This window comes from Chitinimonas violaceus (assembly GCF_052601015.1).
Map to the genome: position 1 here is coordinate 70,766 of NZ_JBQXDJ010000007.1, position 24,552 is coordinate 95,317.

The window sequence follows — 24,552 nt, forward strand, 5'->3', positions numbered from 1 at the left end:
GACTCCTTAGAATTCGAGGCCAGCTTCACGAGCAGCGTCGGCAAGTGCCTTAACGCGGCCATGATAATGGAAGCCAGAGCGGTCAAAAGCGACAGCAGTGATACCCGCAGCTTTGGCCTTTTCAGCAATACGCTTACCAACAATCGCCGCAGCAGCGGCATTACCACCATTAGTCAAATCTTTACGAATATCTGCCTCCAAGGTAGAGGCGGACGCTAAGACCTTGTTACCGGTCTCGTCAATGATTTGAGCGTAAATGTGGCTGTTAGAGCGATGTACTGCCAAACGCACTACTTTTTGCGCTGCGATGCGAGCCCGAGTTTTGCGGGCACGGCGCAAGCGAATTTCGTTCTTGTCCATAATCTTCAGCCTCGATTACTTCTTCTTGGTCTCTTTCAGGACCACCACTTCATCGCTATAGCGAACGCCCTTGCCTTTATAGGGCTCTGGCGCACGATACGCGCGAATCTCAGCGGCAACCTGACCGACCTGCTGCTTATCCACACCCTTGAGAACAATTTCTGTCTGCGAGGGCGTCTCGACCTTCACACCAGCGGGCATCTTATGCGCCACCGGGTGGGAGAAACCGAGGGTTAAATTGAGCGTTTCGCCTTGAGCCTGAGCACGATAGCCCACACCCACCAGGTTTAACTTGCGCTCGAAGCCCTTGGAAACACCGGTCACCATATTGTTGAGTAAGGCACGCATTGTGCCCGACATGGCACGTGAATGCTTGCTGTCGTCAACAGCTTTGAAAATCAGAGCATTGTTCTCTAGCTTGATTTCCACGCCGCTGTCGAGCGGGCGAGAAGCTTGGCCGAGAGGCCCCTTCACAACAATTTCGCCACCTGCCAGCTTAACTTCAACACCAGCCGGCAATGCAATTGGATTCTTAGCTACGCGGGACATCGTCTACTCCTTACGCCACGATGCACAGCAATTCGCCACCGATACCCTGGGCGCGCGCCTTGCGATCAGTCATCACACCTTTAGAGGTGGAGACAATGGCGATACCGAGGCCGTTCATGACCTGCGGAATATCCTCAACACCCTTGTAGATACGCAAGCCAGGCTTTGAAACGCGTTCAATACGTTCAATAACTGGACGACCAGCGTAGTACTTCAGCTCAATATCGAGCTGGGGCTTCTTTTCTTCGCCAGTAATGGCGAAGTTTTCGATATAACCTTCATCTTTCAACACAGAGGCAATAGCAACCTTCAGTTTGGATGAGGGCATAGTGACTGACGGCTTGTCCGCACGCTGAGCGTTACGAACACGGGTCAACATATCGGCGATGGGATCATGCATACTCATTCGTGATCTCCTTACCAGCTAGCCTTAACGACACCAGGGATCTCACCACGCAAAGCAATTTCACGCAGCTTGTTACGCCCCAGGCCGAACTTACGAAATACCCCACGCGGACGACCGGTGATCGAACAACGGTTACGCAGACGTGTAGGATTTGCGTTACGTGGCAATGATTGCAACTTCAGACGAGCCTCAAAGCGCTCTTCGTCGGTCAGGTTCTGGTCGTTGATGATTACCAGTAGCTTCTGGCGCTTAGCGGCAAATTTCTCCACCAGCTTAGCGCGCTTCTCTTGACGGTTGATCAAAGCGAGTTTAGCCATGGCAAACCTCAGTTCTTGAACGGGAACTTGAACGCGGCGAGAAGCGCACGAGCCTCTTCGTCGGTCTTCGCAGTTGTGGTAATCGTGATATTCATACCACGCAGCGCATCAATCTTGTCGTACTCAATTTCCGGGAAAATAATCTGTTCTTTAACGCCCATGTTGTAGTTACCACGGCCATCAAAAGACTTAGCAGAAATACCACGGAAGTCACGAACTCGCGGCAATGCGATGGTTACCAAGCGATCCAGGAATTCATACATACGCTCACGGCGTAAGGTAACCTTACAACCGACTGGATAGTTATCACGAATCTTGAAGCCAGCGATCGACTTTTTCGACAAGGTGACAACGGGCTTCTGGCCAGCAATCTTGGTCAGGTCGCCAACAGCGTGCTCCATAACCTTCTTGTCAGCAACAGCCTCACCAACACCCATATTGATTGTGATCTTTTCGATGCGCGGAACTTCCATGACCGACTTGTAGCCGAACTTTTCAGTTAGTTGCGCAACAACCGTTTCTTTGTAGAAATCTTGCAAACGAGCCATGTTCTACCCCTTAGCCCCCGACCACTTCGCCATTCGACTTGAATACGCGAACCTTCTTGCCGTCATCGAGCAGCTTGAAGCCAACGCGATCAGCTTTCTGGGTGGCCGGATTGAAGATAGCCACATTGGACACATTAATCGGCATGGTTTTATCAACAATCCCGCCAACAACGCCGCGAACCGGATTCGGCTTTTGGTGCTTCTTGACGACATTGATACCTTCAACAACCACCTTGTCACCAACCAGAACGTTCAGCACGGTACCGCGCTTACCCTTATCCTTGCCAGTGATGACGACGACTTCATCGCCTCTACGAATTTTGTTCATGCCCGCTCCTTACAGCACTTCTGGCGCCAACGAGACGATCTTCATGAAACGCTCAGTACGCAACTCACGAGTGACCGGCCCGAAAATACGGGTACCAATTGGCTCGAGCTTGTTGTTGAGGAGCACAGCGGCATTGCCATCAAACTTGATGAGCTGACCATCAGCACGACGGACGCCTTTTGCGGTGCGAACAACGACAGCGTTATATACATCGCCCTTCTTCACACGACCACGCGGCGCGGCATCTTTGATGGTGACTTTGATAATGTCGCCAACGGAAGCATAACGACGCTTGGAGCCACCCAACACCTTAATGCACATAACCGACCGCGCACCTGTGTTATCAGCAACATCCAGCATGGATTGCATTTGAATCATTTAACAAACCTCCAACTTAACCCGTCACTCCTGCCAGCGTACCTGGCAGTGCCGCACGCAAGCCACGGCACAACGGCTAGTTTTGGACCCCGAAGGGGAAAGACACCATCTACTGCTTGCAATTTTCAACAAGCGGCAGATGAAAGAAGGGCATTCTACGCATTGTAGAATGCCCTGACAAGCATATCGTACGAAAAACTAGAAGTTCACATACTTAAACAATGCGAGCCTTTTCAACGAGGCCAGTCACGATCCAAGACTTGGTCTTGGACAACGGACGTGTCTCCTCGATGGTCACAACATCGCCTTCGCCATATACGTTAGCTTCGTCATGAGCATGATACTTCTTGGACAAACGAATAATCTTGCCGTAGAGGGGGTGCTTAACCTTACGCTCCACCAGCACGGTTACTGTTTTATCCATCTTGTTGCTAACCACACGACCGGTCAGCGAACGCTTTAATTTAGTTTCGGTCATTTACGCCACCTTCTCAGCCAGGATGGTGCGAACGCGCGCAATATCGCGGCGAACACGCTTCAGTTCACTGGTCTTGGCAAGCTGCTGAGTTGCCAGCTGCATGCGTAGGCCGAACTGGGCCTTAAGGAGCGAAGTGAGCTCTACTTTCAGCTCACCGACCGACTTATTGCGTAATTCAGTCGTTTTCATCTCACTGCCCCACATGACGGGTTACGAAAGTCGTCGCGATTGGCAGCTTGGCAGCAGCCAGACGGAAAGCTTCGCGAGCGAGAGTCTCGTCCACACCGTCCATCTCGTACAAAACCTTACCAGGCTGGATCTCTGCGACGTAGTACTCTGGACTACCCTTACCATTACCCATCCGAACTTCAGCAGGCTTGGAAGAAATAGGCTTATCCGGAAACACACGAATCCACACACGACCGCCCCGCTTGATATGACGAGTCATTGCACGACGCGCAGCTTCAATCTGACGCGCAGTCAAGCGACCTCGGCCGACGGCCTTAAGCCCCCACTCACCGAAGCTAACTTTATTACCACGCGTAGCGATACCGGTATTGCGGCCTTTCTGCTGCTTGCGGTATTTAAGTCTAGTTGGCTGCAGCATTTCGAGGCCCCTTTCGCGGCTTACGTTCGGCTTGCTCTGGCTGAGGCGCTACCTGCTCACCAGCCTTCACTTCACCCTTGTATACCCACACTTTGATACCGATGATTCCATACGTCGTCTTCGCTTCGGAAGTTGCGTAATCAATATCAGCACGAAGCGTATGCAGAGGAACTCGGCCTTCGCGGTACCATTCAGTACGGGCAATCTCAATCCCATTCAAACGGCCCGACGACATGATCTTGATACCCTGAGCGCCCAAACGCATGGCGTTTTGCATGGCACGCTTCATAGCGCGACGGAACATGACGCGCTTTTCCAATTGGGCAGCAATCGAATCGGCAATCACTTGCGAGTCGATTTCCGGCTTACGGATTTCTTCGATATTGATGTGCACAGGCACACCCATCAGTTTGACCAAGTCGCGCTTCAGAATTTCAATATCTTCGCCCTTCTTACCAATCACAACGCCCGGACGAGCGCTATGGATGGTGATACGGGCATTCTTAGCCGGACGCTCAATAACAATGCGGCCAACCGAGGCATGCGACAACTTTTTCTTCAGGAACTCACGTACCTTGATGTCCTCAGCAAGCATGGCCGGGAAGTTTTTGCTATTCGCATACCACTTCGAAGCCCAATTCTTGTTGACGGCAAGACGGAAACCCGTCGGATGAATTTTCTGTCCCATATCGTCCTCACTCGCCCACAGCTAGGGTGATGTGACAAGTCTGCTTCTCGATGCGATTACCGCGGCCTTTAGCCCGTGCAGTAAAGCGCTTCAAGCTAGCACCTTTGTCCACATAAATAGTCTTCACCTTGAGCGCATCAATATCAGCACCATCGTTGTGCTCGGCATTTGCAATGGCCGACAACAACAACTTCTTGATGATGACAGCACCCTTCTTCGGGCTAAATGTCAGGATATTCAGCGCTTGCTCAACCGGCTTACCACGCACCAAGTCTGCAACTAGGCGAGCTTTCTGAGCCGAGATACGAGCGCCACTCAAAATAGCGGAGGTGTGCATAACGTCTTACCTCTTAGCTTTCTTATCGGCAGCATGACCCTTGAAAGTACGGGTCAGCGAAAATTCGCCCAGCTTGTGGCCAACCATGTTCTCGTTGATATAAACGGGAACGTGTTGTTTTCCGTTGTGCACCGCGATAGTAAGACCGACAAAGTCGGGCAGCACGGTGGAACGACGGGACCAAGTCTTGACCGGACGCTTGTCGTTAGTCGCACGCACTGCCTCAATTTTCTTCAGCAGATGCGTATCGACGAACGGGCCTTTTTTAACGGAACGCGACATGTCTCATTACCCCTTATTCGAATACCGGCGGCGCACGATCATATTGTCGGTGCGCTTGTTGCTACGGGTACGATAACCCTTAGCAGGAGTGCCCCACGGACTAACAGGCACACGACCTTCACCAGTACGCCCTTCACCACCACCATGCGGATGGTCGATCGGGTTCATCGCTGTACCACGGACGGTCGGACGGATACCGCGCCAACGAACAGCACCAGCTTTACCGATCTTGCGCAGGTTGTGCTCTTCATTACCTACCTCACCAATAGTGGCGCGGCAGTCAACATGCACACGACGAATCTCACCTGAACGCAGACGTAACTGCGCGTAAGCACCTTCACGAGCCAGCAACTGGACAGATGCGCCAGCAGAACGAGCAATCTGCGCACCCTTACCAGGTTGCATTTCGATACAGTGGATCGTGCTACCAACAGGAATGTTACGCAACGGAAGCGTATTCCCTGCCTTGATAGGGGCATCCGGACCACTCACCACTTGCGCACCGACTTTGAGACCGCGCGGAGCAATGATGTAACGACGTTCACCATCAGCATAACAAAGCAGAGCAATGTGAGCCGTACGATTCGGGTCGTACTCTAGACGCTCAACAGTAGCAACAATGCCATCTTTGTTACGACGGAAGTCAACTAAGCGATAGTGCTGCTTGTGGCCACCACCCTGGTGACGAACAGTCACTACACCACGGTTATTCCGCCCTGCATTTTTATTCTGCGCCTCAACCAGCGGAGCATAAGGCTTGCCTTTGTGCAACTCCGGGCTGACAACTTTAACAACCGCACGGCGACCGGGCGAAGTAGGTTTAACTTTTACCAGCATCGTCGTTCTCCTTATGCGGCCACTTGCAGATCAATTTCTTGACCTGGCTTCAGCGCAACGTAAGCCTTTTTCCAAGCCTTACGGTACCCGACCGAACGGCCGAAGCGCTTTTGCTTAGGCTTAATATTGGTGATCTGAACAGACTCAACTTGCACCTTGAAAAGCAACTCCACCGCAGCCTTGATTTCAGGCTTGGTTGCATCACTTGCCACGCGGAACACGACCTGTTCATTCTTATCAGCCACCATGGTGCTCTTCTCAGAGATCACCGGTGCCAACAGCACCTGGAGCAGACGATCTTCATTCAGCTTAGTCATGCCAGAATCTCCTCGATTTGCTTGAGCGCTTCGCGAGTAACCAGCACTTTCTTGAAGCGAACCAAGCTAACCGGGTCAGCCTGCGATGGCTCGAGTACAAGCACATTTGGCAGATTGCGCGAAGCCAGATAGAGATTCTCATCCAGATTGTCGGTAACAATCAGGGTGCGCTCATTCAAGCCCATAGCAACCAATTTCGAAGCAAATGCCTTGGTCTTTGGACTCTCTGCGACAAAATTCTCAACCACCACCAAACGCTCTTCACGCACCAACTGCGACAAGATAGTCGCAATACCTGCGCGGTACATCTTACGATTTACCTTCTGGCTGAAGTTCTCTTCTGGGCTATTTGGGAAGATACGGCCACCACCACGCCACAATGGGCTGGATGCCATACCGGCACGAGCGCGACCCGTACCCTTCTGACGCCATGGCTTGCGAGTCGACTTCGCGACATCACTACGGCCCTTCTGAGCACGATTACCGCTACGGGCATTCGCCAAGTAGGCAGTGACAACCTGATGCACCAGATCTTCGTTGTAATCGCGACCGAACAGCGCGTCGGAAGCGGTCACACTAGCAGCGGCCTGACCGCTTGCATTAATGACTTTAAGTTCCATCACGCACCTACCTTCACGCTAGGACGCACAACTACGTCGTTACCCTTGGAGCCAGGTACCGCCCCTTTTACGAGCAACAAGCCGCGTTCAGCATCAACACGCACCACTTCCAGGTTCTGCACAGTACGCTTCACGTTACCGTACTGACCCGCCATGCGCTTACCCGGAAAAACACGACCAGGATCCTGTGCCATACCAATGGAACCAGGGGCGTTGTGCGACACAGAATTACCATGCGACGCACGCTGCGAGCTGAAGTTGTGACGCTTGATAGGGCCCGAAAAACCTTTACCCTGCGAGGTACCGGTCACATCGACCAATTGCCCAACAGCGAAAATTTCCACGGTGATTTGACTTCCAGGCTGATACTGAGCCAACTGATCAACCGTCAGCGTGAACTCGTGCAAACCACGACCAGCCTCAATACCTGCTTTCGCAAAGTGACCAGCCTCTGCCTTGTTGACACGACTGGCACGACGCTCGCCAAAGGCCAACTGCACAGCAGAGTAGCCATCAACTTCCTGCGTTTTTACTTGAGCGACGCGATTGGCAGACAGATCCAACACGGTCACCGGGACGGAAGCACCGTCATCAGTGAACACGCGCGTCATGCCGACCTTGCGCCCGATAAGTCCTAAGCTCATCGTTCTTTCCTTTCAAAGGGCCAGCTACGATTGGCTGGCGATCCTGACAAACCGCTTAATTACTACTGCTGAGCTGAGAAGAACACCCTTCAAAGCACAAAGCATTGCGGGCCCGCCATTTACGGCGAGCCCGCGATACTACTGCAAGTTCTTGGTTTAAAGCAAGAATTTATTGCAGCTTAATTTCCACATCAACACCAGCCGGCAAATCCAACTTCATCAACGCATCGACTGTCTTATCAGTGGGATCAACAATATCCATTAAGCGCAGATGAGTACGAATCTCAAGCTGATCACGAGATGTCTTGTTCACATGCGGGGAACGAAGAACATCGAAACGCTCAATCTTGGTAGGCAAAGGAACCGGCCCCTTAACTACGGCACCAGTGCGCTTAGCTGTATCAACAATCTCCTGCGCGGAGCGATCGATCAGCGCGTAGTCATAAGCTTTGAGACGAATACGAATCTTTTGGTTGGCCATGGTTTTTTCCAAAGAACAGAGCTCCCAATGGGAGCCGTGAAATACGTAAAGAACAAACGGGCAAATCCTTAGGATTTGCCCGAAGCAAACTAATTACTCGATGATCTTAGCAACAACACCAGCGCCTACAGTACGACCACCCTCACGGATAGCGAAACGCAGACCCTGCTCCATCGCGATCGGCGCAATCAGTGCAACCGTCACTTCAACGTTGTCACCTGGCATCACCATTTCGGTACCAGCCGGCAGCTCAACCGCACCTGTCACGTCCGTAGTACGGAAGTAGAACTGTGGGCGATAGCCGTTGAAGAATGGCGTGTGACGACCACCTTCGTCTTTGGACAACACATAAACCGAACCAGCAAACTTGGTGTGCGGCTTGATCGAACCAGGCTTGGCCAATACTTGACCACGCTGAACTTCTTCACGCTTGGTACCACGCAGCAACGCACCGATGTTGTCGCCAGCTTGACCTTGGTCCAACAACTTGCGAAACATTTCAACACCAGTACAGGTGGTTTTAGCCGTTGGGGTGATGCCAACGATTTCGATTTCTTCACCAACCTTGATGATGCCGCGCTCAACACGACCGGTCACAACGGTACCGCGACCAGAGATCGAGAACACATCCTCCACCGGCATCAGGAACGCACCGTCAATAGCACGCTCAGGCGTTGGGATGTAACTATCGAGCGCTTCAGCCAAACGGAAAATCGCAGGCTCGCCGATTTCCGACTGGTCGCCTTCCAATGCTTTCAGCGCAGAACCCTTGATGATGGGCAGGTCATCACCAGGGAATTCGTACTTGCTCAGCAATTCACGAACTTCCATTTCGACCAGCTCAAGCAACTCGGCATCATCAACCATGTCAGCTTTGTTCATGAACACGATGATGTAAGGCACGCCAACCTGACGAGCCAACAGGATGTGCTCACGAGTCTGAGGCATAGGACCATCAGCCGAGGACACAACCAGGATCGCACCATCCATCTGGGCAGCACCGGTGATCATGTTCTTCACGTAGTCGGCGTGACCTGGGCAGTCAACGTGAGCATAGTGACGGTTAGCGGTCTCATACTCGACGTGTGCGGTATTAATCGTAATACCGCGAGCCTTTTCTTCTGGCGCGCTGTCGATCTGATCGTAACCCTTAGCCTCACCACCAAACTTCTTCGACAGAATCGTGGTAATTGCCGCTGTCAGCGTAGTTTTGCCGTGGTCAACGTGACCGATCGTGCCAACGTTTACGTGCGGCTTGGTCCGCTCGAATTTCTCTTTTGCCATTTCTCAATCCTTAGTCTGAATTAGGTTGCAGACTGCCAGGCACAAGACCTGGCAATACCGCTTTACTTCTTATTGATGATTGCTTCCGCAACGTTGCGAGGAGCTTCCGAGTAGTGCTTGAATTCCATCGAGTAGGTAGCCCGACCTTGCGACATAGAGCGCAACGTTGTCGAATATCCAAACATCTCGGACAGCGGCACCTCAGCCTTGATCATCTTTCCGCCCGCAGGGTTATCGTCCATGCCTTGCAGCATGCCGCGACGGGACGAAATGTCACCCATGATGTCGCCCATGTACTCTTCTGGCGTCTCGATTTCCACAGCCATCATAGGCTCAAGAATTACAGGCCCCGCACGGCGCATAGCTTCTTTGAATGCCAGCGAACCGGCCAACTCAAAGGCAATCTGCGACGAGTCAACATCGTGGTAAGAACCGAAAGTGAGGCGAACCTTGACATCAACAACAGGGAAACCCGCCAACACACCAGACTTCAGCGTATTTTGAATACCCTTGTCTACCGAGGGGATGAATTCGCGAGGAATCGTACCCCCCTTGATCTCGTCAATAAATTCGTAGCCCTTACCTTCGCCAGAAGGCTCTACAGTGATCACGCAATGGCCGTACTGACCCTTACCGCCAGACTGCTTAGCATGCTTACCTTCGATATCAACCGCAATCTTAGTGATCGTTTCGCGGTAAGCCACCTGCGGCGCACCCACGTTCGCTTCCACGCCGAATTCGCGCTTCATGCGATCCACCAAGATTTCCAGGTGTAACTCACCCATACCGGACATGATTGTCTGGCCAGTTTCCTCGTCAGTACGGACACGGAACGACGGATCTTCCTTAGCCAGACGGTTCAAGGCGACACCCATCTTTTCCTGGTCAGCCTTGGTCTTTGGCTCAACAGCAACGTGGATCACAGGCTCTGGGAACACCATACGTTCCAAGGTGATGATGTGATCAGGCGAACACAAAGTCTCACCGGTTGTCACATCCTTCAGGCCGATACCGGCAGCAATATCACCAGCACGAACTTCTTCGATTTCCTGGCGATCATTTGCGTGCATCTGGACGATACGGCCCATACGCTCTTTACGGCTCTTGACCGAGTTGTAAACTGAATCGCCGGACTTAACTACGCCAGAGTACACACGGAAGAAAGTCAGCTGCCCCACGTAAGGGTCACTCATCAGCTTGAATGCCAGCGCCGAAAACGGTGCCTCATCCGAAGCCTGACGAGTGTCCGGCTGATCACGATCATCCACACCCTCAACCGGTGGCACATCCACTGGCGACGGTAGCAACTGGATTACCGCATCCAGCATCAACTGCACGCCCTTGTTCTTAAAGGCAGTACCGCACAACATTGGCTGAATTTCACAAGCCAGGGTACGGGCGCGCAAACCGGCGACTATCTCGTCTTCGGTCAACTCACCTGTTTCCAGGTACTTGTTCATCATCTCTTCCGAAGACTCAGCCGCAGCCTCGATCATCTTTTCACGCCATTCGGCAGCAACAGAGACGAGATCAGCCGGGATGTCCACGTAGTCAAACTTCATGCCCTGCGAAGCTTCATCCCACAGGATGGCCTTGTTCTTCAACAGATCGACCACACCAGTGAAGCCATCTTCTGCACCGATAGGAATTGCGATGGGCACAGGGTTCGCACGCAAGCGCAAGCGCATTTGCTCAACGACACGGAAGAAGTTGGCACCTTGACGGTCCATCTTATTCACAAAAGCAAGACGCGGAACCTTGTACTTGTTTGCCTGACGCCAAACAGTTTCCGACTGAGGCTGAACACCGCCCACAGCGCAGTAAACCATGCAAGCACCATCCAGAACACGCATTGAGCGCTCCACCTCAATGGTGAAATCAACGTGACCCGGGGTATCGATGATGTTGATCCGATGCTGCTCGAACTGGTTAGCCATACCCTTCCAGAACGTCGTGGTAGCAGCAGAAGTAATCGTGATACCACGCTCCTGCTCTTGCTCCATCCAGTCCATGGTGGCGGCACCATCGTGCACTTCACCGATCTTATGGTTCACACCGGTGTAGAAAAGAATACGCTCAGTCGTCGTGGTTTTACCCGCGTCGATGTGCGCGCTAATACCGATGTTCCGGTAGCGTTCAATGGGTGTAATGCGAGCCACAGCCAATACCTTTGCTTAAAAGGATGAGTTAGAAGCGATAATGGGCGAAGGCCTTGTTGGCTTCAGCCATACGATGCACTTCGTCACGCTTCTTCATCGCGCCGCCACGGCCTTCTGCCGCATCCAGCAATTCGCCAGCCAAACGCTGGCCCATGGATTTTTCACCGCGCTTGCGTGCAGCTTCACGCAACCAGCGCATAGCCAAAGCCATACGACGAGTCTGACGCACTTCAACCGGCACTTGGTAGTTGGCACCACCGACACGACGGCTCTTTACTTCGACGACTGGTTTCACATTGCCGAGGGCTTGGGAGAACACCTCGAGGGGGGATTTGCCAGTCTTCTTTTCAATGATTTCCAAAGCGCCATAAACGATACGCTCTGCAACCGACTTCTTGCCGTCCTGCATAACAACGTTCATGAACTTGGACAATTCTTCGCTACCGAACTTTGGATCCGGCAATACTTCACGTTTTGGTACTTCTCTACGACGCGGCATTATTCAACCTCAGTAGTTTTCAGTTGAGCGCTTTCACGCTCGCGACCATTCAACGAAATGGTCACTTACTCGACGGAGCCCCAGTGGACAACTCGCCGTCGTCGCGAATATCTTGATCAAACAAGACCGGGCTCGCGACTCAACCCAGGCAATTAAGCCTTCGGACGCTTGGCACCATACTTGGAGCGAGCCTGCTTACGATCCTTAACACCAGCGGTATCAAGAGAGCCGCGCACGGTATGGTAACGCACACCTGGCAAGTCCTTTACACGACCACCGCGAATCAACACGACCGAGTGCTCTTGCAGATTGTGACCCTCACCACCGATATACGAAATAACTTCGAAACCGTTGGTTAAACGCACCTTTGCCACTTTACGCAGAGCCGAGTTAGGCTTCTTCGGAGTAGTGGTGTAAACACGAGTACAAACACCGCGTTTTTGCGGACAGGCTTCGAGCGCTGGCACCTTGCTCTTAGCCGTTTCCGCCACACGTCCCTTACGGACGAGCTGGTTAATCGTTGGCATTATCTTTTTCCCAAAAACAAAAAATGGCGCACCCCATGTGCAAACATGGAGACGCACCCCCACTAAAAGAGCGCGGATTATAGGTAAATCAAGCGCTTAATGTCAACAAACCCTCCCCTCTCCTACCGCATTACTGCGGTCATTCGAGGGAAGGGTTGTCGATTTACTCAGCAGCTAACAAAGTCACCGAGAAATTTCTGCGGTCAGGCTTCTTCCTGCGCTTTTTCTGCTGCTTCAACCAAACTCGCTTCGACCGAAGTGCTGGTCATCTGATTGTCACCCGACCGTTGCCGACGACGGTTGGTGTGATAGGCCAATCCAGTACCGGCAGGAATCAAGCGACCGACAATGACGTTTTCCTTCAATCCACGCAAATCGTCGCGTTTGCCCATGATTGCGGCTTCAGTCAACACGCGGGTTGTTTCCTGGAACGACGCAGCCGAAATAAAGGAATCGGTCGACAGCGATGCTTTCGTAATACCTAGCAGGATGTTATCGAACTGAGCAGGTTGCTTGTTCTCTGCAACCAGCTTGTCATTCGCTTCCAGCACTTCAGCGCGCTCAACCTGTTCGCCCATGATGAAGTCTGAATCACCAGAATCGGAAATCACCACACGACGCAACATCTGACGCACGATTACCTCAATGTGCTTGTCATTAATCTTAACGCCCTGCAAGCGATACACTTCCTGTACTTCCTCAGTGATATAGCGAGCCAACGTCTCGATACCCTGCAAGCGCAGGATGTCGTGAGGATCCGCCGGACCATCCACAATAGTTTCACCACGGTTCACAACTTGGCCGTCGTGAACAAGCACGTGCTTGTCCTTCGGAATCAGGTATTCATGCGGCGTACCATCGAGATCAGTAATGATCAAACGTTGCTTACCCTTGGTGTCCTTACCGAATGATGAGGTGCCGGTCACTTCAGCCAGCATGCCCGCATCCTTGGGCGAACGGGCTTCAAACAGCTCGGCCACTCGCGGCAGACCACCAGTAATGTCGCGTGTTTTGACGGATTCTTGCGGAATACGTGCCAACACTTCACCGACACCGACCTGTTGACCATCCTTAACCGTAATGATGGCGCCCACCTGGAAAGTGATATTCACAGCCGCATCAGAACCAGCCAATTTCACTTCCACGCCGTTCTCATCCAGCAGCTTGATCTGCGGACGTACGCTCTTGGTCGCACCAGCCTTACGCTTCGGATCGATGGCAACCAATGTCGACAGACCCGTCACTTCGTCGATCTGTTTGGCAACCGTCACGCCATCTTCTACGTTCTCAAACCGCACCTGACCAGCATATTCGGTAATTATCGGGCGGGTATGTGGATCCCACGTCGCCAACACAGCACCGGCTTTGATGGACTCGCCGTCATTGACGCGCAAGGTAGCACCGTACGGCACCTTGTGACGTTCACGCTCACGGCCATTATCGTCAAATACGACAACTTCACCGGAACGAGTAATAACGATCTGCTCGCCCTTGGTGTTGGTGACGTAACGCATGGTGCCCGCGAAACCGATTTTACCGTTCGACTTGGTCTCAACTTGGCTTGCCGAAGCTGCTCGCGAAGCCGCACCACCGATGTGGAAGGTACGCATTGTCAGCTGAGTACCCGGCTCACCAATCGACTGAGCAGCGATCACACCAACCGCTTCACCCACGTTGACACGCTGACCTCGGCCCAAATCACGGCCGTAGCACTGGCCACACAGACCATATCGCGTTTCGCAAGTCAACGGCGTACGAACCTTGACTTCATCAATGCTCAACGCTTCGATCTGGTCAACGATATCTTCAGTCAACAGCGTACCGGCTTCGAAAGCAGTTTCCTGAGTTGCAGGATCAACCACATCGATAGCGGCAACACGGCCGAGGATACGATCACGCAGTGCTTCGATGACATCGCCGCCTTGCAACACGGCCTTCATGTTCACACCATTTTTGGTGCCACAATCATGCTCGGTAACAACCAGATCCTGCGTCACGTCCACCAGACGACGTGTCAGATAACCGGAGTTAGCTGTCTTCAACGCCGTATCGGCCAAGCCCTTACGTGCACCGTGAGTCGAAATAAAGTATTGAAGAACCGTCAACCCTTCACGGAAGTTGGTGGTAATCGGCGTCTCGATAATCGAGCCGTCCGGCTTGGCCATCAAGCCCCGCATACCAGCCAGCTGGCGAATCTGCGCTACAGAACCCCGAGCACCAGAGTCGGCCATCATGTAGATGGAGTTGAACGACTCTTGATCGACCTCTTTACCTTCACGGTCAATGGTCTTCTCTTTACCAAGATGCGCCATCATCTGCTTGGCAACCTGGTCACCACAACGGCCCCAGATATCCACAACCTTGTTGTAACGCTCACCTTGCGTTACAAGGCCTGAGGTGTACTGCGCTTCAATTTCCTTCACTTCGCGCTCAGCTTCAGCCAGTAGGGTAACCTTCTCAGCCGGCACAAGCATGTCATCCACACAGATCGACAGGCCAGCACGGGTCGAGTAGGTGAAACCGGTGTACATCAGCTTATCAGCCAGGATAACCGTTTCACGCAGGCCAACACGGCGGAAGGACGCATTGATCAGCTTGGAGATTTCCTTCTTCTTGAGCGCCTTGTTGACGTTCTCGAAGGGCAATCCCTTAGGCAGAATTTCGGACAGAATGGCGCGGCCTACCGTTGTCTCACGACGCACCATCTTATATTGCCACTCGCCAGCGTCGTCCTGGTACCAGTCCTTAAGGCGCACGCTCACACGGGCGTTGAGTTCAGCTTCGCGCGTCTCATAAGCACGGATCAGCTCTTCCAGGTCGGCAAAACGCAAGCCCTCACCCTTACCATTAATACGCTCACGGGTCATGTAGTACAGACCCAAAACGATATCCTGCGACGGCACGATGATAGGTTCGCCGTGCGCTGGGGAAAGCACGTTGTTGGAAGCCAACATCAAGGTGCGGGCTTCCATCTGCGCTTCCAGCGACAGTGGAACGTGAACAGCCATCTGGTCACCGTCAAAGTCGGCGTTAAAGGCAGTACAAACGAGCGGGTGTAACTGGATAGCCTTACCTTCGATCAGTACCGGCTCAAAAGCCTGGATACCGAGACGGTGCAGCGTCGGCGCACGGTTCAACAGGACCGGATGTTCACGAATAACGTCTTCCAGGATGTCCCAGACTTCCGGCACTTCTTGCTCAACCAGCTTCTTGGCAGCCTTAATAGTGGTAGCCAGACCGAGCACTTCCAGCTTATGGAAGATAAAAGGTTTGAACAGCTCGAGCGCCATCTTCTTTGGCAGGCCGCACTGATGAAGTTTGAGAGTCGGACCCACCACAATAACCGAACGACCCGAGTAGTCGACACGCTTACCCAACAAGTTCTGACGGAAACGACCGCCCTTACCCTTGATCATGTCAGCCAATGACTTAAGCGGACGCTTGTTGGCGCCAGTCATAGCCTTGCCACGGCGGCCGTTGTCGAGCAGCGAGTCGACGGCTTCCTGCAGCATACGCTTTTCATTGCGCACGATGATTTCCGGAGCTTTCAGCTCCAGCAGGCGCTTGAGACGGTTATTCCGGTTGATCACGCGACGATAGAGATCGTTCAAATCAGAAGTGGCGAAGCGACCGCCATCCAACGGCACCAGGGGACGCAATTCCGGCGGCAACACTGGCAGCACGTCCATGATCATCCACTCGGGTTTAATACCCGACTTGTGGAAAGCTTCCAATACTTTCAAACGCTTGGCAATCTTCTTGATCTTGGCTTCAGAACCGGTCGATTGCAGTTCGTGGCGCAGATTGTCCATTTCTGCATGGATATCCAGCGTACGTAGCAACTCACGGACTGCCTCAGCACCCATCAGCGCAACGAACTCATCACCGTATTCTTCAACCTTGGCCAGATAGTCATCTTCCGACAACAACTGACCACGATTAAGCGGGGTCATGCCCGGCTCAATCACGATGAAACCTTCGAAATACAGCACACGCTCAATATCACGCAGCGTGATATCCAACACCATGCCCAAACGCGAAGGCAGGGACTTCAGGAACCAGATGTGCGCAACAGGAGATGCCAGCTCGATGTGGCCCATGCGCTCACGACGGACTTTGCTAAGCGTGACTTCAACACCGCACTTCTCGCAGATAACGCCACGATGCTTGAGACGCTTGTACTTGCCACACAGGCACTCGTAATCCTTGACTGGCCCGAAAATGCGGGCACAGAACAGACCGTCACGCTCCGGCTTGAAGGTACGGTAGTTAATGGTTTCCGGCTTCTTGACTTCACCGTACGACCAGGAACGGATCTTGTCAGGCGACGCCAGGCCGATGCGAATCGCATCGAACTCTTCTTCCTGCGTTACCTGCTTGAACAAGTCGAGCAAAGCTTTCATGTCTTTTTACCTCGTATGACCCGTGAGGCCCTGCAAACCTTGGCAAAGATTTGCCTTCAGCTTTTGGGGCGCCTGGCGGGACGCGGCCTCACTGCCTCGTCCCACGCGCCCATGTTGTTGCGACCGCGATTTAGTAACGATCCAAATCGATATCAATACCCAACGAGCGGATTTCCTTCACCAGCACGTTGAAGGATTCCGGCATGCCGGCATCGATCTTGTGATCGCCCTTCACGATGTTCTCGTACACCTTGGTACGACCATTCACATCGTCAGACTTCACCGTCAGCATTTCCTGCAGCGTGTACGACGCGCCATAAGCTTCCAACGCCCACACTTCCATCTCACCGAAGCGCTGACCACCGAACTGCGCCTTACCACCCAGCGGCTGCTGAGTAACCAAGGAGTACGGACCAGTCGAACGGGCATGCATCTTGTCGTCAACCAAGTGATGCAGTTTCAGCACGTGCATGTAACCCACGGTAACCCTACGCTCGAACGGCTCACCAGTACGGCCATCATGCAACTGAAGCTGTGTCTTGGTGTCGTTAAAGCCTAGACGCTTGGTCTGATCTGCGTTGGTCGGATAGGCCAACTCCAGCATAGCCATCAAGTCAGCTTCTTTAGCACCATCGAACACTGGCGTTGCAAAAGGCACACCGTCACGCAGATTGTCTGCCAACTCCAGGATTTCGCGATCGTTCATCGCGGCCAGATCTTCCGGCTTGCCTCTCGAGTTGTAGATCTGCTCCAGGAACTTGCGCACTTCACCTGCACGCTTGGCTTCCTTGATGCTTTCATCCTTAAGCATGCGGTCGATACGTTGACCCAAGCCCTTGGCAGCCCAACCGAGGTGGACTTCAAGAATCTGACCCACGTTCATCCGTGATGGCACACCCAACGGATTCAGCACGATATCCATCGGCGTACCATCGGCCATGTGTGGCATGTCTTCGATCGGCAGAATCTTGGACACCACGCCCTTGTTACCGTGACGGCCAGCCATCTTGTCGCCAGGCTGCAGACGACGCTTCACGGCCACATAGACCTTGACCATCTTCTGAACACCCGGTGGCAGTTCATCGCCCTGGGTCAACTTACGCTTCTTGTCTTCAAAACGCAGATCGAACTCAGCACGCTTCTGCGACAGATTGTCCTTCATCAGCTCCAGCTGCTTGGCGACTTCTTCGTCAGCCAACCGGATATCAAACCAGTCATGACGTGCCAGATCTGCCAAGTATTCCTTGCTCAGCTCAGTGCCCTTGGCAATACGCTTCGGTCCGCCATTGACTTTCTTACCAACAAGCAAGCGCTCCAGACGCTCGAAAGCATCGTTCTCCAGAATCCGCAGCTGATCATTAAGATCAAGACGATAGCGTTTGAGTTCATCATCGATGATCGATTGAGCACGACGATCTCTATCAATACCTTCGCGCGTGAATACCTGGACATCGATAACCGTACCGCTCATGCCGGACGGGACACGTAGCGAAGTGTCCTTCACATCGGATGCCTTCTCACCGAAGATAGCGCGCAGCAGCTTTTCTTCAGGCGTCAGCTGGGTTTCACCCTTAGGTGTCACCTTACCGACCAGCACATCACCCGCTTCAACTTCAGCACCGATATAGACGATACCTGCTTCATCCAGACGGCCAAGCATACGCTCGGACAGATTGGAAATGTCGCGGGTGATTTCTTCCGGTCCAAGCTTGGTATCACGGGCAACGACACTCAGCTCCTCGATATGGATCGATGTATAGCGATCTTGCGCCACCACACGTTCCGATATCAGGATCGAGTCTTCGTAGTTGAAACCGTTCCACGGCATGAAGGCGACCAGCAGGTTCTGCCCCAATGCCAACTCACCCAGGTCTGTAGATGCACCGTCCGCAATCACATCGTGGGCGGTAATCACATCACCAACGCGTACGATAGGACGCTGGTTGATATTGGTGTTCTGGTTAGAACGGGTGTACTTAGTCAGGTTGTAGATATCTACACCGACTTCACCCGCGCTGGTTTCGTTGTCGTTAACACGGATCACAACACGGTTTGCATCGACATAATCGACACGACCACCACGCAGTGCCTTAACGGCAGTACCCGAGTCAACCGCACAAGTACGTTCGATACCGGTACCAACCAACGGCTTTTGCGCACGCACACAAGGCACGGCCTGGCGTTGCATGTTGGCGCCCATCAAAGCACGGTTGGCGTCATCGTGCTCCAGGAACGGAATCAGCGAGGCTGCAACCGACACGATCTGGCTAGGTGCAACGTCCATGTATTGGACACGCTCTGGACGAGCGACGATGGTTTCACCGTGCTCACGGCAAGTCACCAGCTCATCAATCAACGTACCGTTGTCATCCAACTTGGCATTTGCCTGGGCGACCACGTACTTGCCCTCTTCGATCGCAGACAGGTATTCGATCTCGTTGGTTACCTTGCTATCCACCACCTTACGGTATGGGGTTTCCAGGAAACCATATTCGTTGGTACGGGCATAAATAGCCAACGAGTTGATCAGACCGATGTTCGGGCCTTCCGGCGTCTCAATCGGACAAACACGACCATAGTGCGTTGGGTGTACGTCACGCACTTCAAAGCCAGCACGCTCACGGGTCAAACCACCCGGCCCCAACGCTGAGACACGACGCTTATGGGTGATTTCGGACAACGGATTGGTTTGGTCCATGAACTGCGACAACTGCGAGGAGCCGAAGAATTCTTTGATCGCAGCCGAAACAGGCTTGGCATTGATCAAATCGTGCGGCATCAGATTTTCGCTCTCAGCTTGTGAGAGACGTTCTTTCACAGCACGCTCAACGCGCACCAAGCCAGCACGGAACTGATTCTCCGCCAACTCACCCACGGAACGGACACGACGATTACCCAAGTGGTCGATATCATCGACTTCGCCGCGGCCGTTGCGCAGTTCTACCAGGATCCCAATCACCGCCATGATGTCGTCGGTGCTCAACACAGCCGGACCAGTGATGTCTTGTTTACCCACACGCTCGTAGAACCGCTTGTGCCAACCGGGCGCCTTGTCGTCCAGACGATCTGGATAGGCTCTACGGTTGAACTTCATACGACCAACGGAGGACAGGTCGTAACGATCTGCCGAGAAGAACAAGCCTTGGAACAATGCCTCGACCGAATCTTCAGTCGGCGGCTCGCCAGGACGCATCATGCGATAGATGGCAACCCGCGCGGCTTGGCGATCGGGCGTTTCATCCAGGCGCATAGTGTTCGAGATGTAAGCACCCTGATCAAGATCATTGATATAGAGGAGCTTGACTTCCTTCACGCCCGAAGCATCCAGTTTGATCAGGAGCTCTTCGGTGATTTCCTCATTGGCCTTGGCAATGATCTCGCCAGTACCTGGGTGAACCACATTGGCACCGAGTACACGACCCACAAGCAAATCAGCAGGGACTTCCAACTCTTTGACGCCTGCCGCCTGCAAATCACGAATGTGCTTAGCAGTAATGCGCTTGTCCTTCTGGACAAGCAACTTGCCATCGCTCCCAACAATGTCGAACTTGGCCACTTCACCACGCAGGCGCTCCGCAACCAACTCCATGAACACGCCTTGGCGAGACAATCGAGCAACATCGAACTCGTAAGACTCCGCGAGAATTTGCTCGTTGTTGTAACCCAATGCACGCATCAAAATCGTCACAGGCATCTTGCGGCGACGGTCAATACGGAAGTAGAGCAGATCTTTCGGATCAAACTCAAAATCAAGCCAGGAACCACGATAAGGAATAATACGGGCAGAGAACAATAGCTTGCCCGAGCTGTGTGTCTTACCCTTATCGTGTTCAAAGAACACACCTGGCGAACGATGCAACTGAGAAACGATGACGCGCTCAGTACCGTTGATAACGAACGAGCCATTCTCGGTCATGAGCGGAATCTCGCCCATGTACACCTCTTGCTCCTTCGCCTCCTTGACTACAGGCTTCGATGACTCCCGGTCAAAGATTGTCAGGCGAACTCGAGCACGCAAGGGTGCCGCGAACGTGATACCGCGCTGCTGGCACTCCACCACGTCAAAGGGTGGCTCACCCAACTGATAGCTGACGAAGTCGAGCCGAGCGTAGCCATTATGGCTAACGATCGGGAAAATCGATGAGAAAGCAGCCTGCAGGCCGATACTACGACGATCTTCTACCGATACACCAAGCTGCAAGAACTCGGTGTAGGAGTCGATTTGGGTGGCGAGCAGATAGGGAACGTCGAGAACGTTCGCACGCTTCGCAAAACTCTTACGAATGCGTTTCTTCTCAGTGAACGAGTAACTCATAGAGTCTCCGATCGAGGTGGGGCGCTAAAACCAAACCGCAAGGCCCGTATTAGCAGGCTTTCCGGTTTGGCTGCGCGGTTTGCCGACGATTTACTACAAGCGCAAGAAGGCTGACGACAAGGTCGTCAGCCTATCTCGCATCACCCGAAGGTGATTACTTCATCTCAGCGGTAGCACCAGCTTCAACAAGCTTCTTCACCATGGCTTCAGCATCAGCCTTAGGTGCGCCTTCCTTAAGGGTCTTAGGAGCGCCGTCAACCAGATCCTTGGCTTCCTTCAAGCCCAGGCCAGTCAGTTCACGCACAACCTTAATTACGCCAACCTTGTTAGCACCAGCGCCGGTCAGAATAACGTCGAAGTCAGTCTTCTCTTCAACAGCAGCAGCGCCAGCAGCGGCAGGGCCAGCAACAGCCATTGCAGCAGCGGAAACACCAAACTTTTCTTCGAACGCCTTAACCAGGTCGTTCAGTTCCATAACGGTAAGGTTGCCTACGGCTTCGAGAATGTCTTCTTTGGTCAGAGCCATGTTTAATTACTCCTGATTAATACAGTCTGTCTATTTGAAAAGGCCGTCTGCACGAGGCAGACTTAAGCAGCTTCTGGTGCTGCTTCCACTGCCGCTGCTTCTGGAGCCGGGGCGCCGTCGGACTTCTTGGCAGCCAGCGCGGCCAAGCCACGAGCGAACGAGGAAACAGGGGCTTGCATAACACCCAGCAACATAGCGAGCAGCACTTCGCGGCTCGGGATCGAAGCAAGTTGGGTTACTTCGGCAGCATTCAATACCTTGCCTTCGTAAGAGCCCGCCTTAACAACAATCTTGTCATTTTGCTTGGCAAAATCAGCCAATACCTTGGCAGCAGCCACTGGGTCAGCGGAAATACCGTACACCAATGGGCCTACCATGTGGTCACTCAAGCCAGTAAAAGCAGTATCCTGCACAGCCCGGCGAGCCAGGGTGTTTTTCAGAACACGCAGATACACACCTTGCTTACGTGCTTCAGCACGAAGCTTGGTCATAGCACTGACCTGAATACCACGATATTCAGCTACCACGATGGTCTGAGCTTTTGCTACTTCAGCAGCAATCTCAGCCACTACAGCCTTTTTATCGTCGAGATTAAGACTCAAGGTCTACCCTCCTAGAAAATCCACTCACAAGGAGCGGGGCCTAAAAGAAATGGCGACCAATTATCAGGGAGTGAACCGCTGTACCATTAGATACAACAGCAAATCCTGTTCTTGGGTACACCATCTGCGTAGGGCGGGGTGACGTGAGCAGTAAACCACTCCGTATCACCTAGCCGATTAAGGCGACTAGCAGAACATGTCGGCCAGTTACCCCCTACGGTCTTTGATAATCTGCAGCCACCTTTCGATAAACTACAGCCCAAAGTCCGTGTTGGTGCAGCAATGCCGCACCCTTAATACTTAAGCGCCCAATACCGAACTGGTATCAACACGCACACCAGCACCCATCGTGCTGGAAACAGCGATCTTCTTGAAGTAAACACCCTTGGAAGAAGCTGGCTTAGCCTTTTGCAAAGCGTCAACCAGCGCCGCCAAGTTAGCCTTCAGATCCGCAGCATCGAATGCAGCGCGGCCGATAGTGGTATGAACGATACCGTTCTTATCGGTACGATACTGAACCTGACCGGCCTTAGCATTCTTAACAGCTTCAGCAGCATTCGGCGTTACCGTGCCAACCTTCGGGTTAGGCATCAAACCACGCGGACCGAGAATGGTACCCAGCTGACCAACAATACGCATGGCATCCGGCGTAGCAATCACCACGTCAAAATCCATCATGCCGCCTTTGATCTGCTCAGCAAGATCTTCGAAGCCCACGATATCTGCACCAGCAGATTTTGCAGCTTCAGCATTCGCACCTTGAGCAAATACAGCAACGCGAACAGTCTTACCTGTACCCTTTGGCAGAACAACGGAACCACGCACAACTTGGTCAGACTTACGAGCATCAACACCAAGATTGATAGCCACATCAACCGACTCGCTGAACTTGGCTGTTGCGCCACCCTTGACCAAAGTCAACGCCTCATCGATAGCGTACAACTTGTTACGGTCGATCTTTGCTTTCAGAGCAGCGACGCGCTTGGAAACTTTAGCCATTTACACACCCTCCACATTCAAGCCCATTGAACGAGCAGAACCCGCGATGGTGCGTACAGCAGCGTCCAGATCAGCTGCAGTCAAGTCTGGAGTCTTGGTCTTAGCAATGTCTTCAAGCTGAGCACGAGTAATGGTGCCAACCTTGTCTGCATGCGGCTTGCTGCTGCCCTTAGTAATACCGACAGCCTTCTTGATCAGAATGGTTGCTGGCGGTGTCTTCATCACAAATGTGAAAGACTTATCCGCAAAAGCGGTAATCACCACAGGAATTGGCAAACCAGGTTCAACGCCTTGCGTCTGGGCGTTGAAAGCCTTACAGAATTCCATGATGTTCAGGCCACGCTGACCCAATGCCGGACCAATAGGAGGCGATGGGTTCGCCTTGCCTGCCGGCACCTGCAGCTTGATATAGCCAATAATTTTCTTAGCCACGGTGTGCTCCTAAGATGGGTATTTGACGCGAGTAAAACTCGCTCCCCAGTTACTAAAACCGACTTACGCCGGCACTTTCAAACATTTCCAGAACTAAACTTTTTCGACCTGAGAGAAGTCCAATTCAACCGGTGTAGCACGACCAAAAATCAACACCGATGCTTTAAGCTTGCTCTTGTCGTAATTCACTTCTTCAACCGTTGCATTAAAGTCCGCAAATGGTCCTTCAGTAACACGCAATACCTGTCCCACATCAAACAACACCTTGGGCTTCGGTTTTTCAACACCTTCTTGCATTTGCGCCATGATGCTTTCGACTTCCTTGACGGAAATCGGGGTAGGCCGCATGCCAGACCCACCAATAAAACCCGTCACCTTAGGCGTATTCTTCACCAAGTGCCAAGTCTCATCGGTCATATCCATTTCCACTAGCACATAGCCAGGGAAAAATTTACGCTCGGTCAAAGCCTTGGTTCCATTACGGATTTCCATGACCTCTTCCACCGGCACCAGAATCTGACCAAACAGATGCTGCATCTCAGAGCGTTCGATCCGCTCCTTTAAAGCCTTCATCACACTCTTCTCAAAACCCGAGTAAGCGTGAACCACATACCAGCGCATTGCCATCT

At 52.8% G+C, this 24,552-nt stretch carries 29 protein-coding genes; all 29 read right to left on the minus strand.

Annotated features, from left to right (window positions below; genetic code table 11):
- Positions 1-6: 6 nt before the first annotated feature.
- The 29 genes from rplR to nusG all read right to left on the minus strand — a co-directional run bounded on the left by rplR (position 7) and on the right by nusG (position 24,550).
- Positions 7-360, minus strand: a complete 354-nt coding sequence (gene rplR / locus ACUHMQ_RS04170; RefSeq protein WP_445294189.1) for a 50S ribosomal protein L18 — start codon at positions 358-360, stop codon at positions 7-9.
- Between the two features lie 15 nt (positions 361-375).
- A complete protein-coding gene (rplF, locus tag ACUHMQ_RS04175) occupies positions 376-909 on the minus strand; it encodes a 50S ribosomal protein L6 (RefSeq protein ID WP_072428317.1) in 534 nt (177 codons plus the stop codon).
- A 10-nt stretch (positions 910-919) separates the two neighbouring features.
- The gene (gene rpsH, locus ACUHMQ_RS04180; protein ID WP_099407144.1) at positions 920-1,315 is read right to left on the minus strand and encodes a 30S ribosomal protein S8; all 396 of its coding nucleotides are present in this window, start codon (positions 1,313-1,315) and stop codon (positions 920-922) included.
- A gap of 11 nt (positions 1,316-1,326) precedes the next feature.
- Positions 1,327-1,632, minus strand: coding sequence for a 30S ribosomal protein S14 (rpsN, locus tag ACUHMQ_RS04185; RefSeq protein ID WP_445294190.1), 306 nt, complete (start codon positions 1,630-1,632; stop codon positions 1,327-1,329).
- A gap of 8 nt (positions 1,633-1,640) precedes the next feature.
- Positions 1,641-2,180 (minus strand): 50S ribosomal protein L5, encoded by a 540-nt coding sequence (rplE, locus tag ACUHMQ_RS04190; RefSeq protein WP_445294191.1) that lies wholly within the window; start codon positions 2,178-2,180, stop codon positions 1,641-1,643.
- Between the two features lie 10 nt (positions 2,181-2,190).
- Positions 2,191-2,508, minus strand: coding sequence for a 50S ribosomal protein L24 (gene rplX / locus ACUHMQ_RS04195; protein WP_445294192.1), 318 nt, complete (start codon positions 2,506-2,508; stop codon positions 2,191-2,193).
- A 9-nt stretch (positions 2,509-2,517) separates the two neighbouring features.
- Positions 2,518-2,886, minus strand: coding sequence for a 50S ribosomal protein L14 (gene rplN / locus ACUHMQ_RS04200; RefSeq protein WP_099407148.1), 369 nt, complete (start codon positions 2,884-2,886; stop codon positions 2,518-2,520).
- Positions 2,887-3,100: 214 nt separating this feature from the next.
- The gene (gene rpsQ / locus ACUHMQ_RS04205) at positions 3,101-3,364 is read right to left on the minus strand and encodes a 30S ribosomal protein S17 (RefSeq protein ID WP_445294193.1); all 264 of its coding nucleotides are present in this window, start codon (positions 3,362-3,364) and stop codon (positions 3,101-3,103) included.
- Positions 3,365-3,553: a 50S ribosomal protein L29 gene (rpmC, locus tag ACUHMQ_RS04210; protein WP_445294194.1), complete on the minus strand. Its 189-nt coding sequence runs from the start codon at positions 3,551-3,553 to the stop codon at positions 3,365-3,367.
- 1 nt (position 3,554) lies between these two features.
- Positions 3,555-3,971 carry a 50S ribosomal protein L16 gene (rplP, locus tag ACUHMQ_RS04215; RefSeq protein ID WP_445294195.1) on the minus strand — a complete coding sequence of 139 codons (417 nt, stop codon included), beginning with the start codon at positions 3,969-3,971 and terminating at the stop codon, positions 3,555-3,557.
- Positions 3,955-4,659 carry a 30S ribosomal protein S3 gene (rpsC, locus tag ACUHMQ_RS04220; RefSeq protein WP_445294196.1) on the minus strand — a complete coding sequence of 235 codons (705 nt, stop codon included), beginning with the start codon at positions 4,657-4,659 and terminating at the stop codon, positions 3,955-3,957. The genes rplP and rpsC overlap by 17 nt, the downstream gene beginning before the upstream one ends.
- A gap of 7 nt (positions 4,660-4,666) precedes the next feature.
- A complete protein-coding gene (rplV, locus tag ACUHMQ_RS04225; RefSeq protein WP_445294197.1) occupies positions 4,667-4,996 on the minus strand; it encodes a 50S ribosomal protein L22 in 330 nt (109 codons plus the stop codon).
- 6 nt (positions 4,997-5,002) lie between these two features.
- Positions 5,003-5,278 carry a 30S ribosomal protein S19 gene (gene rpsS / locus ACUHMQ_RS04230; protein ID WP_445294198.1) on the minus strand — a complete coding sequence of 92 codons (276 nt, stop codon included), beginning with the start codon at positions 5,276-5,278 and terminating at the stop codon, positions 5,003-5,005.
- A 6-nt stretch (positions 5,279-5,284) separates the two neighbouring features.
- Complete coding sequence (gene rplB, locus ACUHMQ_RS04235; RefSeq protein ID WP_445294199.1) at positions 5,285-6,115, minus strand: 50S ribosomal protein L2; 831 nt, start codon at positions 6,113-6,115, stop codon at positions 5,285-5,287.
- Positions 6,116-6,126: 11 nt separating this feature from the next.
- A complete protein-coding gene (gene rplW, locus ACUHMQ_RS04240; protein ID WP_445294231.1) occupies positions 6,127-6,423 on the minus strand; it encodes a 50S ribosomal protein L23 in 297 nt (98 codons plus the stop codon).
- A 5-nt stretch (positions 6,424-6,428) separates the two neighbouring features.
- A complete protein-coding gene (rplD, locus tag ACUHMQ_RS04245) occupies positions 6,429-7,052 on the minus strand; it encodes a 50S ribosomal protein L4 (protein ID WP_445294200.1) in 624 nt (207 codons plus the stop codon).
- Entirely contained in the window at positions 7,052-7,696 is a 645-nt protein-coding gene (rplC, locus tag ACUHMQ_RS04250; RefSeq protein WP_445294201.1) for a 50S ribosomal protein L3, read from the minus strand. The genes rplD and rplC overlap by 1 nt, the downstream gene beginning before the upstream one ends.
- A 169-nt stretch (positions 7,697-7,865) precedes the next feature.
- A complete protein-coding gene (rpsJ, locus tag ACUHMQ_RS04255; RefSeq protein ID WP_072428332.1) occupies positions 7,866-8,177 on the minus strand; it encodes a 30S ribosomal protein S10 in 312 nt (103 codons plus the stop codon).
- Between the two features lie 93 nt (positions 8,178-8,270).
- On the minus strand, positions 8,271-9,461 hold the full coding sequence (gene tuf / locus ACUHMQ_RS04260; RefSeq protein WP_445294202.1) for an elongation factor Tu: 1,191 nt from the start codon (positions 9,459-9,461) through the stop codon (positions 8,271-8,273).
- A gap of 62 nt (positions 9,462-9,523) precedes the next feature.
- Positions 9,524-11,620 carry an elongation factor G gene (gene fusA, locus ACUHMQ_RS04265; protein ID WP_445294203.1) on the minus strand — a complete coding sequence of 699 codons (2,097 nt, stop codon included), beginning with the start codon at positions 11,618-11,620 and terminating at the stop codon, positions 9,524-9,526.
- A gap of 28 nt (positions 11,621-11,648) precedes the next feature.
- On the minus strand, positions 11,649-12,119 hold the full coding sequence (gene rpsG / locus ACUHMQ_RS04270) for a 30S ribosomal protein S7 (RefSeq protein WP_445294204.1): 471 nt from the start codon (positions 12,117-12,119) through the stop codon (positions 11,649-11,651).
- A 152-nt stretch (positions 12,120-12,271) separates the two neighbouring features.
- Positions 12,272-12,646: a 30S ribosomal protein S12 gene (gene rpsL, locus ACUHMQ_RS04275; RefSeq protein ID WP_072428335.1), complete on the minus strand. Its 375-nt coding sequence runs from the start codon at positions 12,644-12,646 to the stop codon at positions 12,272-12,274.
- A gap of 203 nt (positions 12,647-12,849) precedes the next feature.
- Complete coding sequence (rpoC, locus tag ACUHMQ_RS04280; RefSeq protein WP_445294205.1) at positions 12,850-17,049, minus strand: DNA-directed RNA polymerase subunit beta'; 4,200 nt, start codon at positions 17,047-17,049, stop codon at positions 12,850-12,852.
- Between the two features lie 130 nt (positions 17,050-17,179).
- Positions 17,180-21,364, minus strand: coding sequence for a DNA-directed RNA polymerase subunit beta (gene rpoB / locus ACUHMQ_RS04285; protein ID WP_445294206.1), 4,185 nt, complete (start codon positions 21,362-21,364; stop codon positions 17,180-17,182).
- Positions 21,365-21,518: 154 nt separating this feature from the next.
- A complete protein-coding gene (gene rplL, locus ACUHMQ_RS04290; RefSeq protein WP_445294207.1) occupies positions 21,519-21,890 on the minus strand; it encodes a 50S ribosomal protein L7/L12 in 372 nt (123 codons plus the stop codon).
- A 62-nt stretch (positions 21,891-21,952) separates the two neighbouring features.
- Complete coding sequence (gene rplJ, locus ACUHMQ_RS04295; protein ID WP_445294208.1) at positions 21,953-22,492, minus strand: 50S ribosomal protein L10; 540 nt, start codon at positions 22,490-22,492, stop codon at positions 21,953-21,955.
- 300 nt (positions 22,493-22,792) lie between these two features.
- Positions 22,793-23,491: a 50S ribosomal protein L1 gene (gene rplA / locus ACUHMQ_RS04300; protein ID WP_445294209.1), complete on the minus strand. Its 699-nt coding sequence runs from the start codon at positions 23,489-23,491 to the stop codon at positions 22,793-22,795.
- Positions 23,492-23,923, minus strand: coding sequence for a 50S ribosomal protein L11 (gene rplK / locus ACUHMQ_RS04305; RefSeq protein WP_072428341.1), 432 nt, complete (start codon positions 23,921-23,923; stop codon positions 23,492-23,494).
- 93 nt (positions 23,924-24,016) lie between these two features.
- On the minus strand, positions 24,017-24,550 hold the full coding sequence (gene nusG, locus ACUHMQ_RS04310; protein WP_445294210.1) for a transcription termination/antitermination protein NusG: 534 nt from the start codon (positions 24,548-24,550) through the stop codon (positions 24,017-24,019).
- Between the last annotated feature and the right edge of the window lie 2 nt (positions 24,551-24,552).